15 protein-coding genes are annotated in these 16,568 nt (G+C 43.8%); 6 read left to right on the forward strand and 9 right to left on the reverse strand.

The window, feature by feature from the left end; genetic code table 11:
* Positions 1 to 286: 286 nt before the first annotated feature.
* Positions 287 to 1,336: an XdhC/CoxI family protein gene (locus tag I4V84_RS17220; protein WP_195993034.1), complete on the reverse strand. Its 1,050-nt coding sequence runs from the start codon at positions 1,334 to 1,336 to the stop codon at positions 287 to 289.
* A gap of 318 nt (positions 1,337 to 1,654) precedes the next feature.
* Here I4V84_RS17220 and I4V84_RS17225 point away from each other — a divergent pair, with 318 nt between their 5' ends.
* On the forward strand, positions 1,655 to 2,848 hold the full coding sequence (locus I4V84_RS17225; RefSeq protein WP_195993035.1) for a cation:dicarboxylase symporter family transporter: 1,194 nt from the start codon (positions 1,655 to 1,657) through the stop codon (positions 2,846 to 2,848).
* Between the two features lie 388 nt (positions 2,849 to 3,236).
* Here the strand turns inward: I4V84_RS17225 and hydA are convergent, their stop codons facing one another.
* Positions 3,237 to 4,616 carry a dihydropyrimidinase gene (hydA, locus tag I4V84_RS17230; protein ID WP_195993036.1) on the reverse strand — a complete coding sequence of 460 codons (1,380 nt, stop codon included), beginning with the start codon at positions 4,614 to 4,616 and terminating at the stop codon, positions 3,237 to 3,239.
* A gap of 544 nt (positions 4,617 to 5,160) precedes the next feature.
* Here hydA and I4V84_RS17235 point away from each other — a divergent pair.
* Entirely contained in the window at positions 5,161 to 5,799 is a 639-nt protein-coding gene (locus I4V84_RS17235; RefSeq protein ID WP_148463365.1) for a helix-turn-helix transcriptional regulator, read from the forward strand.
* A 213-nt stretch (positions 5,800 to 6,012) separates the two neighbouring features.
* Here I4V84_RS17235 and I4V84_RS17240 read toward each other — a convergent pair whose 3' ends face one another.
* A complete protein-coding gene (locus I4V84_RS17240) occupies positions 6,013 to 6,204 on the reverse strand; it encodes a hypothetical protein (protein ID WP_118583384.1) in 192 nt (63 codons plus the stop codon).
* A 4-nt stretch (positions 6,205 to 6,208) separates the two neighbouring features.
* Positions 6,209 to 7,456, reverse strand: coding sequence for a DUF1015 family protein (locus tag I4V84_RS17245; RefSeq protein ID WP_195993037.1), 1,248 nt, complete (start codon positions 7,454 to 7,456; stop codon positions 6,209 to 6,211).
* A gap of 299 nt (positions 7,457 to 7,755) precedes the next feature.
* On the opposite strand from I4V84_RS17245, the gene dpaL reads away from it, so the two are divergent.
* The 4 genes from dpaL to arcC all read left to right on the forward strand — a co-directional run bounded on the left by dpaL (position 7,756) and on the right by arcC (position 13,029).
* Positions 7,756 to 8,985, forward strand: a complete 1,230-nt coding sequence (dpaL, locus tag I4V84_RS17250; protein WP_118583380.1) for a diaminopropionate ammonia-lyase — start codon at positions 7,756 to 7,758, stop codon at positions 8,983 to 8,985.
* A 49-nt stretch (positions 8,986 to 9,034) separates the two neighbouring features.
* Entirely contained in the window at positions 9,035 to 10,345 is a 1,311-nt protein-coding gene (locus I4V84_RS17255; RefSeq protein ID WP_118583378.1) for a YgeY family selenium metabolism-linked hydrolase, read from the forward strand.
* A gap of 256 nt (positions 10,346 to 10,601) precedes the next feature.
* Positions 10,602 to 11,795: a knotted carbamoyltransferase YgeW gene (ygeW, locus tag I4V84_RS17260; protein WP_195993038.1), complete on the forward strand. Its 1,194-nt coding sequence runs from the start codon at positions 10,602 to 10,604 to the stop codon at positions 11,793 to 11,795.
* 286 nt (positions 11,796 to 12,081) lie between these two features.
* Positions 12,082 to 13,029: a carbamate kinase gene (gene arcC / locus I4V84_RS17265; protein WP_179988296.1), complete on the forward strand. Its 948-nt coding sequence runs from the start codon at positions 12,082 to 12,084 to the stop codon at positions 13,027 to 13,029.
* Between the two features lie 122 nt (positions 13,030 to 13,151).
* Here the strand turns inward: arcC and I4V84_RS17270 are convergent, their stop codons facing one another.
* The 5 genes from I4V84_RS17270 to yqeB form a co-directional block, all read right to left on the reverse strand.
* Positions 13,152 to 13,439, reverse strand: a complete 288-nt coding sequence (locus I4V84_RS17270; protein ID WP_195993039.1) for a BMC domain-containing protein — start codon at positions 13,437 to 13,439, stop codon at positions 13,152 to 13,154.
* Positions 13,440 to 13,462: 23 nt separating this feature from the next.
* Positions 13,463 to 13,762 (reverse strand): BMC domain-containing protein, encoded by a 300-nt coding sequence (locus I4V84_RS17275; RefSeq protein WP_118583374.1) that lies wholly within the window; start codon positions 13,760 to 13,762, stop codon positions 13,463 to 13,465.
* Between the two features lie 317 nt (positions 13,763 to 14,079).
* Complete coding sequence (locus tag I4V84_RS17280; RefSeq protein ID WP_195993040.1) at positions 14,080 to 14,790, reverse strand: nucleotidyltransferase family protein; 711 nt, start codon at positions 14,788 to 14,790, stop codon at positions 14,080 to 14,082.
* Positions 14,732 to 15,511 (reverse strand): selenium cofactor biosynthesis protein YqeC, encoded by a 780-nt coding sequence (yqeC, locus tag I4V84_RS17285; RefSeq protein ID WP_195993041.1) that lies wholly within the window; start codon positions 15,509 to 15,511, stop codon positions 14,732 to 14,734. Before yqeC ends, I4V84_RS17280 begins: the two co-directional genes overlap by 59 nt.
* 148 nt (positions 15,512 to 15,659) lie before the next feature.
* Positions 15,660 to 16,481, reverse strand: a complete 822-nt coding sequence (gene yqeB, locus I4V84_RS17290) for a selenium-dependent molybdenum cofactor biosynthesis protein YqeB (protein ID WP_195993042.1) — start codon at positions 16,479 to 16,481, stop codon at positions 15,660 to 15,662.
* Between the last annotated feature and the right edge of the window lie 87 nt (positions 16,482 to 16,568).

The raw sequence follows: 16,568 nt of genomic DNA on the forward strand, positions 1-16,568 counted from the left end.
AGGGCAAAAATAAGGGAAACTACATATCATTTCACTAATGGACAGGCGGGAAAGCCTATAAAATGGGGAAAGTTAGAGAGATAATTATATAAATTCAAGTTTGGGGAATTGTCTGTCAGAGCGGACAGGGATTGATTTCTTTTTTAGAAGTGCCATCACATCTATGTTTTATATACACAAAGAAAACAGCCTGGTCCACATATCTTCTGTAGAAGCCAGCCTGAATTCTTATTGGTTTACAATGTGATCTTGTACGTGTTATAGGAACATTTTCCCATTCCATAACTTATACCCGCTCAAATACCACCGTCACCTGTCCGCCGCAGATCATTCCAAGACTGTCCTGGCCGTCTGCTGTTAAGGCATAGTGTTTTACTTCTTTTTCCTGTACTTCTTTACAATGATTGATGACTTCGTACTCTACTTTGCCGCCACCAATGCTGCCTGTAATGTGTCCGGATGGTTCTACGAACATTTTGCTTCCTACTCCTCTTGGAGAAGAGCCGGATTTCTCTGCGATAGTGACCATGACACCATGACGACCTTCCAGAACTGCTGTCTCTACTTTTTCATCACAGTATGCGGAATAATGCTGATTTTTTACCTTAATAATCTCTGCCATAATGCTCACTGCAATTTCCTCCGGAAGCTGCCCGCCAAGAGGAATTCCGATTGGTGCATGGACTTCGTCCAATTGCTCCAGAGTGTAACCTTCTTTTAGAAGATTTTCCTTGGTGATCCGCACTTTGTTTTTGCTGCCGATCATGCCAAGATATTCGTAGGGACGATGGAGAAGCCTGCGAAGGCAGTCTGCATCACCAATGTGACCTCTGGTAAGGATTACATAATAAGTGTTATCGTAAGGCGTAATGTACTTATCCAGTTCTTTAAAATCACCGTAGACCAGCTGATCTGCTTCTGGAAAACGCTCCTTTGTCACGAAATATTCTCTGTCATCCATGATCGTTACATGGAAACCAAGCATTTTTCCCAGATGAGCAGTAGGCTGGGATACGTGACCGCCGCCAAAGATCACAAGCCTTGGATTCTTGCGGTAATCTTCTACGAAAAGCCGGTGACTGTCTGCTTCTGTCACTTTTGTCTCTTTCGTCTCACTCAGAATATTCAGATAATTATCCCATATGGAAGCATCTTCCGTTTTCTCGGGGATCAGCTGTACACCTGATTTTTTTTCAGCAGCTTCACCACAGTTTTCTTCTCTAATAACCGTTTCCGGTTTCAAAATGCACTTCTTTCCCATATATGGTCCATCCAGAAAAATTCCAGTTTTTGCCCTGCCTTTTTCATCAAGAATCTGATAAATTTTATTATACATGATTTTTCACTCCATCCTGTCATATCAACTACCCATCCCTTCCTGCCATCATTACCAGGCATTCTTAAATCAATCCCTTTTATTGTTACTGTTCACCGGTAACGTTCCGCGAGGTGTTTTTTGTGAACAAAGTTCACGGAAAACCCGAGAATTGCGGCGCGAAATCATGCGAATGCATGATTTCTGTGCATCGCGAAGCGCGTTACTGGTCACGGAGTGAACAGTAACCTTTTATTGGCAAGAGGATGATGCAGCGCTTAAAATTTCATTGCACCTTTCATTCCTATATATTATAATACATCCGGAGGAATTTTCACAATGAAGAAAAAAAGAATTATGGCCAGTTTTCCTATTCGGATTCTGGCAGTCAGTATACCCGGCCTCCTTGCAGGCCTGTTTTTTAATGCCACAAGAACTATGGGACTGACCTCCGGGGCTTTGAATCTGGTGGTTACAGCCCGTTATGTGCTAAGTCAGATAATCACCTTTCTGGCACCGCTGATCATTATCGGTCTTGTGGCATCTTCCATTATTTCCGTAAAAAAAGCTCCCACACCAGTCACCGCGCCAATTGTCCGGATCACTTATTTTTCCATGCTTGGAGCCGCAGCTTTCGCATCCGTTCTTGGATATCTGATCATTCCAAAACTTCCGGTATCCACAGACAGTTTATCTTTCCGCTTCCTGCCGGATACCTTGTTTGAGCTTCCCATTCCAGCACCGGTTTCTGCACTGAGCGCGTTAGTACTTGCTATTTTGCTTGCCCTTGGTGCCTGCTGGACCAATGCAGTGCGAACCAAAGAGCTTTTGCAGGAGTTTCGGGGAATCACCCTTTCCCTGATGTCCAGGATTCTTCTTCCACTGCTGCCTGCTTATATCGGGCTTTCTCTATGTACACTGGCTTATCAGGGATATTTCATCAAGTATCTGCCACTGTTGCTTCTGGCACTTATTATTATAATTCCGGCTTATATGGTCTGGGTGTTGGTTCTGTATCATATTGCAGGATCTTATGCCGGAGAAAAGGCATGGGGAATTTTGAAAAATTATATACCGGTCTGTAAAATGGCTTTAAGAACCCATTCTTCCACAGCTGTGGAAAAATATTCACAGGAAGCAGCTGACAAATGTGTGCCGCTTGATTCCGAGCTTATCAAAGAGGCAATTCCTCTTTTTACCCAGATTCATCACTGTGGTTCTGTGCTTGCAGAGGTATTCTTCGCTATGATGATCTCCCGTATTCTGTACGGCTCTGTTCCTGCACCGGGAACTATGGTGATCTTCAGTATTTTGCTTGCCACCTGTTCCATTGGCACACCCGGACTTCCATGGGGAACCGTAATGGTATCCCTGGGAACCCTGACCGGAATCCTGAAATTCGGAGATTCCGGTCAGGCGCTGATGTTCGCTGTTTTTGCACTGAATGATGCTTTTGCAGCAGCATGTAATGCCACATGTGACGGAGCCGCTGCACTGTTTCTGACAGGGTATGTGAAAAGACATGATTTATGATTTAGCGCAGAAAGTAAGCTTTAAAAGCTAAAAAGTATTATTTGCTCTCATATCTTTAGTCGCACAATAGCAGTTCATTCACATCTCACAAAACTTAAATGACCAGAAACTCTTATTTCCTTTACTGTAAGAGTTTCTGGTCATTCATTATTTTACGGCTACCTTACATTATCTTTTAACAATTACAGAAATAGCTGCAATTATGGCTGTTCCTTTTTTCTTCGCTTTCATTATTTCTTTCGCTGATGCCCAATACTTTCCTTCATGATCTGCTCACTTTTCAAACAATATTCACTTTCAAAAAACGCGGGCTACGGCAACCGAGTTCGGGTAAAATCTCCCACAAATTGTGGCGCACATCTTGCAAAAAGCCTTTTTCAGACACGTTCTAGGCCAGTGGCTGTCTCAATCCTCTCTTAATATAAGTTCCAAGTTTCTCCTGCACCATTTTTCCATCATCCACAGCAAGTTTTCCCCGGAGGAATACCTTGTCAATATCTCCATGTATTTCAAAGCCTTCATAGGGGTTATTGTCTGTATTATAAGCATGTGTTTCCGCAGAAATTACATTCTCTTTTTCCGGATCAAATACTACAATGTCTGCGTCGCTGCCTTCGGCGATAACTCCTTTGTTTGGATATACACCGTACAACTTAGCTGGATTTTCACACAAAAGCTGGCACATTTTCTCGACTGTAATTTTGCCGGTGCGCACGCCGTAAGTATAAAGAAGAGTTCCCCTTGTCTGAACTCCCGGCAGGCCACCTGGAATCTTGGTAAAATCCGCTTTTCCCATTGCTTTCTGGGCAAGGGTAAAGCTGCACTGGTCTGTAGCTACTGTCTGGATATCTCCATCTGCCAGGGCTTTCCACAGGCAATCCTGATCCGCTTTCTTGCGGATTGGCGGAGCGCAAACATATTTGGCACCTTCGAAATCAGGTTTAGAATAAACGCTGTCGTCCAGAAGAAGATACTGAGGACAGGTCTCTGCAAATACGCTCTGACCATTTTCCCGGGCACGGATGATTTCTTCGTATGCCTTGCGGTTGGTCAAATGCACCACCATGACCGGAGCTCCTGCTTCCTTCGCAATTACAAGAAGACGGTGTACTGCCTCGGCTTCCATGGTATCCGGACGTACAAGAGGATGATTCTCCGGACCCAGTTTTCCCTGTGCTTTCGCTTCCTGGGTCAATGCGTCGATCACGCCTGCATTTTCACAATGTACGCCTGCGAAACAGCCTTTTTCATTTAAGGCCTTTATGATCTTATAAAGATCCTCGTCGTCTACGATCATTGCCGGGTAAGTCATATATAGCTTGAAGCTGGTAATGCCCTCATTGATCATATCCTGAATTTCTTTCTTTGTCTCCTCATTCCATTCTACAATGGACATGTGAAAAGAATAGTCACAGGAACATTTGCCGTCAGCCTTTTTGTGCCATTTCTCAAGGCCCTCTTTCAGGGTATGTCCACCTTTATCCTGTGAAGCAAAATCAATAACCAGAGTGGTTCCGCCAAGGATTGCCGCTCTTGTTCCTGTCTCGAAATCATCTGCTGTTACAGTACCTGCGACCTCCAGGTCAAAATGGGTATGTCCGTCAATAAATCCCGGGAAAAGGAGCTTACCGGATACATCCACCACCTTGGCATCTGGCTGTGAAAGCTCCTCTCCTACTTTTATGATTTTTTCGCCTTCCACCAACACATCCTGTTTCCTTGTGCCTGCACCTGATATTACGGTTCCGTTTTTCAAAAGATATTTCATACAACAGATCCTCCCTTCACATTTCTGTAGTTATCTGCCATTCCCAAGCCAGTCCTGTATTTATTTTTCTTCCACATTGACTTGCATTTATACAAAATAACCAATTTTATTTACCTCATATCTTATTTTAATGTAAATATACCACATGTATTTTCCATCTTCAACAAAATAAATACGAATTTTTTTAAGCCTTCAATAATTTTTTTGTAAAATTGTCTTTTTATTTTTTTTCTGACATGCTATTATAAATATAGTAAGTCATTCGTTACTATCTGCAACATACGAATACAGGTTACTGTTCACTACGTTCACAGCGACCCGCTTCGCGATGCACAGAAATCATGCCTTGCATGATTTCGCGCCGACATTCTCGGGTTTTCTGTGAACTCTGTTCACAAAAAACACCTCGCGGAACGCTCCCAGTGAACAGTAATAAATACAGACAGGATGCCCGGATTCTATGCGGAGATTCCAGGCATCGACCCATGGCAGGATTTTCCTGCTTTTAATAAAAAAATCAAATCCAAAACAGGAGGGAACAAATATGGGAAGATTAACTGTCTTAGAGCAGATTGCGCAGGATATCGCAGCAGAATTCGGGACCGACTGCGAGGTCGTCATCCATGATCTGAAGACAAAAGAACCGGAACATTCCATTATCTATATTGTAAACGGACACGTAACCGGACGAAATGTAGGTGACGGTCCATCGGACGCAGTTTTCGACGGCATCCGCCAGAAAGGACGGGGAAGTGACTATGCTCCAGCCGACCACAATGGTTACCTGATGAAAACAGCAGACGGCAAGATTTTGAAGTGCAGTACTTCATATATAAAGGACGATGACGGCAGCCTTCACTATGTATTCGGCATCAACTACGACATCACCAAGCTGACCCTGATCAACAGTGCTCTTGATGATCTGATCACCCCGAAGAACAAAGAAGAGAAGCCGAAGCAGATCACTCACAGTGTCAACGATCTTCTGGATCGTCTCATCGAGGAATCCGTGAAGCTTGTAGGCAAGCCGGTAGCTCTCATGAATAAAGAGGATAAGGTAACTGCGATCCAGTTTCTTAATGATTCCGGAGCTTTCCTTATTACAAAGTCCGGAGATAAAGTAGCGAATTATTTTGGAATCTCTAAATATACGCTTTATAGTTATATTGATGTAAACAAGTAATATTATAATTATTTTTTTATATTTTATAACAAAAATAACATATTGGAAACATGTTATAAAAAAGCCATATAATACCGTCTCCTCATTACAGGATTTGGTTATTATATGGCTTATTTTATAAAACCAGTCAGAACACCCTCTGCCAGTTTTACCTGCTGTTCGTTAGAGCGTGTTTAAAAAGGCTTTCTGCAGTCTGCTGCCTGCAGGCTGCGGCTACTCTTCCTCGCTTCCCAACTGGTGCGCTTCTTTATAAATTTCACAGGCGCCCTGATTTACACATCTTTTATAGGCACAGTCCATAAAGGTAAGTATCCTTTTCCCATCTTTTTCTTCATATTCACAGCACACTGTCTGACTGCCGTTACAGGTTCTGCAAAAACCTGAGATAAATTCTTCTGTTTCCATTTTATCATCCTCTCAGCTTATGCACAAAGATCCCGCTTCGCAGCTTCGGCTCAAACCAGGTGGATTTCGGCGGCATCAGCTTACTCTCATCTGCAATCTGCATCAGATCTTCCATAGAAGTAGGATAAAGCGCAAACGCAACGCCTCTGGTCTCATCTGCCATAGTCTGAAGTTCTCTTAACTTATGACTTCCGCCTACAAACTTAATACGCTTGTCAGTCCTTGGATCACCAATGCCAAGAACTGGACCTAAAACCACGTCCTGAAGAATCTGGGAATCCAGCTGACCAACCACATCTTTTCCCTCATAAAGCTCCGGTTTCGCTTTCAGAAGATACCAGAAACCATCCAGATACATACCAAAGCAATGCTTCTCCACTGGCTTTGCAGGAAAACCTGGAACAATCGTCATGTCGAAGTTCTCTTTAATTTTCTCAAGGACATCTTCCACGCTCTGCCCATTCAGGTCCCTCACCACACGATTATATGCCAGAATAGTAAGCTGGTCATATGAAAAAACAACGGAAAGAAAATAGTTAAACGCTTCTTCCCCTGTATAATCCGGATTCTCCTGGCGTCGCTTCAGCCCTACTTTCACAGCAGAGGCAGCTCTGTGATGTCCGTCTGCAATATAAAGTGCAGGAATCTTCTCCATCTCCCCCTGTATCTGGCTAATCGCCTCATCCCCATCGATCACCCACACACGGTGTGTGATCTCGTCCTCTTCTGTAAAATCATAGGCTGCTTTGTGCTCTTTTTTCCACTGCTCAAGAAGAGCACTCAGTGCATCTGTATAACGGCAGGCAAGATAAATGGGTCCTGTGTTAGCATCACATACATCCACATGATTGATTCGGTCCAGCTCTTTATCTGATCGGGTAAGTTCATGCTTTTTCACCACATTATTCAGATAATCATCAATAGAAGCGCAGCCTGCAATTCCGGTCTGAACTTTCCCCTTGCGTACCAATTCATATATGTAGTAGCACGGCTTATGGTCCTGAACCAGAACGCCAGTCTCCTCCATCTTATGCAGGTTCTCTTTCGCTTTCTGATAAACCTTCGCATCATAAAGGTCCGTCTCTGCCGGCAGATCCATCTCTGCCCTGTCTACATGGAGAAAAGAATCCGGATTCTCTTTCCCAATGGCTGCTGCCTCTTCTCTATTCACTACATCATATGGAAGGGCAGCTACTGCTGCTGCCTTTTCCTCTGTAGGTCTAAGTGCTTTAAATGCACGAAATACTGCCATAAAATCTTGCTCCTTTCCCGTAGCGTGTTTGAAAAATCATTCCAGCAATCTGCACGTTCCATACACCCGGTTCAAAAGTATTTTCATTATTTTTCTTCGGCTTTTTTCAAATGCCATACCCTATATTTTACCACAATCAGAAGGCTCTTGCAATCAAACTAAATATTTTTTGAGAAAGCTAAATTTTTTTGTATTTTTCTATTGCAAATTGATTTATTTATGTTATTATACTTATAAGAAAAACAAAAATGTAGTTAAGATGTACTCTAATAACAAAAACCACGAAGGAGGTTTTCACCATGACAGACGGACTGAAATGGACGGTCAATCATGTTCCGGGATCTGATGATAAATTCCTGGACCTGATGTCCGAAGAGAACGTAACCAAAGCAAATGAATTCCACAAAAGTTTCCCCCAGTACTCCGTAACACCACTGCAGAAGCTTTCCGCTCTTGCTTCCTATCTTGGAGTAAAGGGCATCTACTGCAAAGATGAATCCTATCGTTTCGGATTAAACGCCTTTAAGGTTCTTGGAGGCTCTTATGCAATGGGACGTTACATAGCGAAGGAACTCGGCCGCGATATCAGCCAGCTTCCTTACAATGTTCTCTCTTCTGATAAATTAAGAGAAGAATTCGGACAGGCTACTTTCTTCACTGCTACAGATGGAAACCACGGCCGCGGCGTTGCATGGGCTGCTAAACGCCTTGGACAAAAAGCCGTAGTCAGAATGCCTAAAGGAACCACTAAGACACGTTTTGACAACATCGCCAAGGAAGGCGCCGAAGTAACCATCGAAGAAGTAAATTATGATGACTGCGTAAGAATGGCTGCCGCAGAAGCAGCTAAGACAGAACATGGCATCATCGTTCAGGATACTGCATGGGCTGGCTATGAGGAGATTCCATCCTGGATCATGCAGGGATACGGCACTCTGGTACTGGAAGCAGATAAACAGCTGAAGGAGAACGGCGTTGACCGCCCGACACACGTATTTGTACAGGCAGGTGTTGGTTCTCTGGCAGGTGCAGTTGTAGGATATTTTGCCCACAAATATAAAGAAAATCCTCCGGTAATGGTTGTCTGCGAAGCAAGTGCTGCCGACTGCCTCTATCGCTCTGCTGTTCAGGCCGACGGCAATCTGGTAAATGTAACCGGTGATCTTCAGACCATTATGGCAGGTCTTGCATGCGGCGAGGGAAATACCATCGGATGGGACATCCTGAAGAATCATGTAACCGTCTTTGCGTCCTGCCCAGACTGGATGAGTGCCAAGGCAACACGTATTTATGCCAATCCTCTTGAAAACGATCCACACATCATATCTGGTGAATCCGGTTCTGTTCCGTTGGGGCTTGCATATACAGCGCTTCATGACGAAGATGCCAAAGATCTGAAAGAGGCCCTGAAGCTGGATGAGAATTCCAACATTCTGGTAATCTCCACAGAAGGTGATACAGATCCAGTTCGTTACCGTGAGATCGTATGGGATGGCTTATACGGAACAAACGAATCATTAAGCAAATAATTTTTATAACAATATGATACTTTTTTACAAAAAACGGAGGTAAAAAGTTATGGATTATAACAAAATCAAAGAAGCTGCACAGAATTATGAAGCAGATATGACCAAATTTCTTCGTGAACTGGTTCATTTTCCAGGCGAGAGCTGCGGTGAGAAGGATCATGTAATGCGTATTAAAGAAGAGATGGAGAAGCTTGGCTTTGATAAAGTTGAGATTGACCCAATGGGAAATATCCTTGGCTATATGGGAACTGGAAGCACTCTCATCGGTTTCGACGGACATATTGATACTGTAGGTATCGGAAACAGAAACAACTGGGAATTCGATCCCTATGAAGGATTTGAGACTGAGACTGAGATCGGCGGACGTGGAACTTCTGATCAGATGGGTGGTATCGTATCTGCTGTTTACGGTGCTAAGATCATGAAAGATCTTGGTCTTCTTAATGACAAATATCAGGTTGTTGTTACAGGAACTGTTCAGGAAGAGGACTGCGATGGTCTTTGCTGGCAGTACATCATCAACGAAGACAAGGTTCGTCCGGAATTTGTTGTTTCCACAGAGCCTACAGACGGCGGTATCTACCGTGGACAGCGCGGACGTATGGAGATCCGTATTGATGTAAAAGGTGTTTCCTGCCATGGTTCTGCTCCTGAGCGTGGCGACAACGCAATCTATAAGATGGCTGACATCCTTCAGGATGTTCGTGCATTAAATGAAAATGATGCTGCAGATGAGACCGAGATCAAAGGTCTTGTAAAAATGCTGGATAAGAAATATAACCCAGAATGGGAAGAAGCAAACTTCCTTGGAAGAGGTACGGTTACTACTTCTGAGATTTTCTTCACATCCCCAAGCCGTTGTGCAGTTGCCGACTCCTGTGCCGTTTCCCTTGACCGTCGTATGACAGCAGGTGAGACCTGGGAGAGCTGCCTGGATGAGATCCGCGCACTTCCATCTGTCAAAAAGTATGGTGACGATGTTAAGGTTTCCATGTATGAGTACTCCCGTCCATCTTGGACAGAGCTGGTATATCCAATCGAGTGCTATTTCCCAACATGGGTAATCCCGAAGGATCACAAGGTTACTTCTGCTCTTGAGGAAGCTTACCACAATCTGTATGGCACAGAGCGTATGGGCAATGCTGAGACAGAAGCTATGAGAAAAGCCCGTCCTCTTACCGACAAGTGGACATTCTCTACCAACGGTGTTTCCATTATGGGACGTAACGGAATCCCATGTATCGGATTTGGACCTGGCGCAGAGGCACAGGCTCACGCTCCAAACGAGAAAACATGGAAAGATGATCTGGTAAGATGTGCAGCTGTTTACGCAGCACTTCCTACTGCTTACTGTAAATAATCCGGAAATATCTGTTTATCAGAACTACAGAAACTGTAAACGTTCCGCAAGCTGCACACCCTTGGATCAGACAGCTGTTACAATGTGTCTGCTCCATACCTCCACTTTACACATAGTACTTTTAACAAATAACCAGCACAGCGAAAATTAAGTATCTGCGATATTGACGCAATATTGAAAAATCATATAAATCAATATGACGGTTTCTTAATATTCTCTGTACCAGATAAATTTTAATTATATAAGGAGAAAATTCATGAAAACATTACAGGATTACATCGACAAGCTTAACAGCCTTAACTTCAAAGAAATGTACAACAACGACTTCTTCTGGACATGGGATAAAACAGACGAGGAGCTGGAGGCTGTTTTCACAGTTGCTGACGCCCTCCGCTTCATGAGAGAGCACAATATTTCCACGAAGGTATTCGAGAGTGGTCTGGGAATCTCCATTTTCCGTGACAACTCCACACGTACCCGTTTCTCCTTCGCTTCTGCCTGCAACCTTCTTGGACTTGAAGTACAGGATCTGGACGAGAAGAAATCCCAGATTGCACACGGTGAGACCGTTCGTGAGACAGCCAACATGGTATCTTTCATGGCTGATGTAATCGGTATCCGTGATGATATGTACATCGGTAAGGGACATACTTATCAGAAAGATTTTATGGATGCTGTAACAGAAGGAAACAAAGATGGCATTCTTGAGCAGAGACCTACTCTTGTAAACCTTCAGTGTGACGTTGATCATCCTACTCAGTGTATGGCAGATATGCTTCACATCATCCACGAATTCGGCGGTGTCGAGAATCTGAAAGGCAAAAAGCTTGCTATGACATGGGCTTACTCTCCTTCCTATGGTAAACCACTCTCTGTTCCACAGGGTGTCATCGGACTTATGACACGTTTCGGTATGGACGTTGTTCTGGCGCATCCGGAAGGATACGATGTAATGCCAGAGGTTGAGGAAATTGCCAAGAAAAATGCTGAGAAGTCCGGCGGTTCTTTCACAAAGACAAACAGCATGGAAGAAGCATTCAAAGATGCTGATATCGTTTATCCAAAGAGCTGGGCTCCATTTGCAGCAATGGAAAAACGTACCAACCTCTATGGTGAAGGCGACTTCGACGGAATCGATAAACTGGAAAAAGAGCTTCTTGCTCAGAATGCAGAGCACAAAGACTGGGCTTGCACAGAAGAACTTATGAAGACTACCAAGGACGGCAAAGCGCTTTACCTGCACTGTCTGCCAGCTGATATTACAGGCGTAAGCTGTGAGACCGGTGAGGTTGATGCAAGCGTATTTGACCGTTACCGTATCCCGCTTTATAAAGAAGCAAGCTTCAAACCATATGTAATTGCAGCAATGATCATGCTCTCCAAATTTGAAAACCCACAGGATATCCTGAAAAAACTGGAAGTAAAGGCTGCTCCGAGAATTATAGAATAATGCTTTTCAGGGGGCTGTAGGAATACAGCCCTTTTTTGTTCTCATTTTTGATGGTATTTCTTATACTTGATATATTTTTAGTATATCAAATGTTACTGTTCACTCCGCGACCAGTAACTATCAAATTGCTATTTTATAGATTGTTTACGATAATATTTATAGAAGTGGTTATATTAGAGTATCGCCCACACAGGCTTTCTGCGGAATATTTATCGCACTTCGCAGGAATGATTTTTTAACAAACTCTGGTTTACTCCTTCCTAAATATTTATCAGAGGAGGTTTTTATGATATATAAAAGAAAACGTATCGTGGTTGCCCTTGGCGGCAACGCACTTGGAAATACACTTCCAGAACAGATGATAGCAGTAAAATCTACTGCAAAGGCGCTCTGCGACCTTATTGAGGAAGGTCACCAGGTAGTTGTGGTTCACGGAAACGGACCACAGGTAGGTATGATCAACAACGCTATGACTGCTCTTACCCACGAAGATCAGGCACAGCCAAACACTCCGCTCTCTGTCTGTGTAGCTATGAGCCAGGCTTACATTGGCTATGATCTTCAGAACGCGCTCCGTGAAGAGCTTCGCAAACGTGGCTTCATGCGTACACCGGTTGTCACCGTTGTCACACAGGTTCGTGTAGATCCTGAGGATCCTGCATTTGAAAATCCAAGCAAACCAATTGGTAAATTCCTTACCAAGGAAGAAGCTGATTTCCAGGCAAAAGCCTACGGGCATGTTATGAAAGAAGACGCAGGCCGCGGCTACCGCCGTGTGGTTGCTTCTCCCAAGCCAGTGGAAATCGTAGAGCAGGATGCCATCAACAGCCTTGTAGATGCCAACAAGATCGTCATCTGCTGTGGCGGGGGCGGAATCCCGGTAACCTTAGAAGGCCACCATCTAAAAGGTGCTTCCGCAGTCATTGACAAAGATTTCGCAAGCTGCCTGCTTGCAAAGCAGCTGGATGCAGATATGCTGATCATTCTGACGGCTGTGGAAAAAGTTGCCGTTAATTTTGGCAAAGAAAATGAGAAATGGCTGGACGATCTTACTGTTTCCCAGGCCAGAAAATACATTGAAGAAGGCCAGTTTGCCGCTGGATCTATGCTGCCGAAGGTTCAGGCCTGCGTAGACTTTGCAAGCTCCGGCACCGGCCGTACAGCTATGATCACCCTGTTGGAAAAAGCCAAAGATGGTATTATGGGAAAGACGGGGACACAGATTCATTTGTAAGAAGTGTTTGGGACTGATAGAGTCACCAATAATAGAAATTTGACCTCAAAGCTCACTTAGATTTTTTAGCAGGGTATGGTTTACACCATACCCTTTTTATACGCTAGAGCGTGTTTGAAAAATCATTTATGATGTTTCTCTTCCTCTTCTTCCACCAGTCGCGATGTTTCTTCTGATGGTGCTGAAATCACGGCTGATGCCACGATTTCACAAGGCGGATTCTCTTTCACCGCATCTACCGCAGCCTTCACTGCAGCTACATCACCGCTTAAAAATACAGTTGCATGACCTCCGCACTTGGTATGCCAGGTACGGAATTCTACATCTGATGTTTTCAGCATCTGGTCAAGGACAACTACCGCATTGCAGCTTCCCAGAACCTCTACCAATCCTAATGCTCCATAAGACATCTTCTATTTCCTCCTGACATGTTCTATTTGTTAATGGTCATCTTAAGTGCTGTTTCCGTGTCTGCTGTGGGGGATGCAATTACCGTATGGGAAACGATTTTACCAAGGGGCTTCGCAGTCTCCAATGCCACTTCCATAGCTGCATTTACATCGGAAACACTGCCGCGCATTTTTACACAGGCTCCACTTTTCAGTCGGTTTCTCTCTACGCTCTGGATCTTTACATTTGCAGCCTTGGATGCTGCATCAAGAGCCACAAAGCAGGCTACCAGGTTATCCAGTTCAAACACCCCAACTGCCATGCCATCATAGTTATCTGCCATTTTATCCTCCTTGTAAGACGGGAAAATGGGGTACTGCTCACTCTGTTCACGTAAAACGCCCACGGAACTCTTCTTGCAAGCAGAAATAAAAACACTTCTCCCGACTGCTTTCTTTTCCATTAGTATACCTTGTTTTTATCATAATTACAAGTAATTTCTGGCTGGAATCTCACACAAATTCACAAAATACAACAAAATCCCACATTTTATATTCAAATATCGTTTCCAACTGCTTCCGTGTATAAAAGATTCCATACTTTTGCTCATTTTTTCTGAAATGTCTTATATTAGACAATAGCTTTTAAAGAGAGCGTTCTTTACAATTTAACATCCATATCGGTAAGTTCCTTCACATCATTCACCTTCAAAACAACCGTATCATCTCTATGTGCAGTTATCACAGCTTTACCACCTTTATCTCCATTAATGGAGAGCAGGGAGTCGTAGTATTTTTTTGTAAAAATGCAGGGGTTTCCAAGTTTTCCTTCGCAGGAGACACAGGCGATTCCTTTGCCTGATGTTTTTAGGAGGGTGATGAGCTGGCGAATTGTGGCGATGGTGAGCCAGGGCTGGTCGGAAACGGTGAAAAGGCAGGCATCAACGTCTAAGTTGGCTTTTAAGCCGATTTTCAGGGAGGAGGAGATTCCCTCGTCTGGATGAGGGTTGATGTATACGTTTACACCCATGGATCTTGCGGCCTGCTCTATTTCTTCGTACTGAGTGACTACTGTTATTCTTTTATAGCACTCTCTCTGTTTAAATAATTTCCCCTTTATTTCACCAAGAGGTGCAATTGCTTTATTGCATTCTATATGTTCTTCTTTATAGCCTTCCTCATTCTGCTTTTCCAAATGTTCACCGCATTCCACTTTTTCAATACACTCTGTTTCTTCAAGCCATTCTGCCACAATCATCAGCTTCTCCAGAATATGCCGGTACATGGGCTTCCCTTCGATCTCATATAAAAGCTTATTGCTTCCAAACCGCCGACTGTTTCCAGCTGCCAGCATGATCAATGCAATCTTCATAATTTTCTGCCTCTCTTAAACTGCCATATGCAGCTATTGTGCCTTGCTTTGCCAGGTCTTCTACTATATGCTCTGCCGGAGAAGAATCGGGCAATATGTCTGCTTTATTTAAATATACACGGTAAACTTTATGGTCTACATTTTTATACAAACCGTGAACAGAGGTTGCTATTTTTTCTATGTCTTCTGCGGTAACAGGTGCTTCCAGATTTTTTTCAAGAAAAGAGCTGGTGTATTCGGCACGGTGGGCGGTCTCGCAGATGGGCTTACCAAGACAGTCCAAACCAATCACACTTACTACTACGTCTGCAAAATCAGGAATTGCCGGTTCCCAGTCAGCTGGAACCTTCAAGGGTTTTCGTTTCGCTCCATCTGCTTCGATCAGCATAACATCACAAAATGGAACCAGTTTCTTCAATGCGGCTTCCTCTATGGCACACATTTTTCCAGAGGTTTCTTCAATATCGGCAACTGCTGCAAAGCCGTGTTCCTTTAATATTTTCGGGACGCGCTCAATGCAAGTGCTCTTTACCAGAGGCAGCATGGGATCATATACCATATGGGTAGTTGTGGAAATAATCACTTTTTTACCCAAAGCCTGTAATTCTTCATTCAGACGGTAAATCAGACTTGTCTTTCCACCACCACCGACTACAGCGATCACTGGGTATTTCTCTATATCAAGTTTTAATAAGTCCAGAAAATAACCGTATCTTTTCATCCTGACCTCCTTCACGCCAATTATTTTCATGCAATGATTCATTGCCTGACTTCGTAACCATAAAAAACAATTCTATAAAAAGTACATAGGCTTCATAACATTCCCCAAGCGAAAACATGTTAATAAATGCAATGTGACCAAACAGGATCTAGAGCGTGTTTGGCAATACACCCTCACTGAGCAAAATCTCCACCACACTTCCAGCAATACATCTGGCCTTATCCGAAATGGTAAAGCAGTTCTTCTTCTCCTCTTTTCTGGGATCAATATCGGCGATTTTCATTCCAACAGGAACATTGTAGCCTTCCTTTATAATTCCCCTTAATACGCCTGTTATAGAGGCTTCTACAGGGGTTTCTCCCACGTAGGCGAGAATCTGTCCTTTCTCTACAATATCGGCAATATGGGCCATATTATGGATTCTGCCGGCACCCGGGGAGTGGATCACACGTTCCTTGCTAACACCTCCTACCATTCCGGGAACACCCGTATTTGGGATGGCCGGGCCCTCAGTAATGATTCTGGCAAGATCGTGACCTCGCATGGTTTCCACAACGTAATCCACGTCTTCCCCAGCTGAAAAGCCTGGTCCCAGACCAATGGTAAGGGGTGCCATATTTCTTGAAGTTCCAAGATTTCTCTTTGCAAGAATTGCATCTACCAGAGCAGCTACTTTGCCCTGCGCAGAAAGTTCAATCATACAATTACCTGCCGGATCGACCATAAGTGGAATTTCCCCTGCTTGCCAGACCTGCCCACATTCTTCCAGAGAATCTATTCTTCTGCAAAGAATCCCTTCTACTGCTGCTGTCCCATCATACACAGCTTCGCAAAACGCTACCTTTCTGCGGATTGCACTTGGTTTTTCACATTCTAAGATCAATACACGATAGCCACAGCGATGCAGTCTGTGGATCACGCCGCTTGCCAGGTCTCCGCCGCCACGGACTATTATACACTTGTCACTCATATTTTTTTCCTGCCCATTTTTAATATTTTAGAAAAGGCGGGGAAGTCCCCGCCCTCTGATATTTTTGTATTATAACAATATTACTAC

The sequence above is a fragment of the Ruminococcus sp. 1001713B170207_170306_F1 genome (genome assembly GCF_015668065.1).
Taxonomy (GTDB): domain Bacteria; phylum Bacillota; class Clostridia; order Lachnospirales; family Lachnospiraceae; genus Blautia_A; species Blautia_A faecis.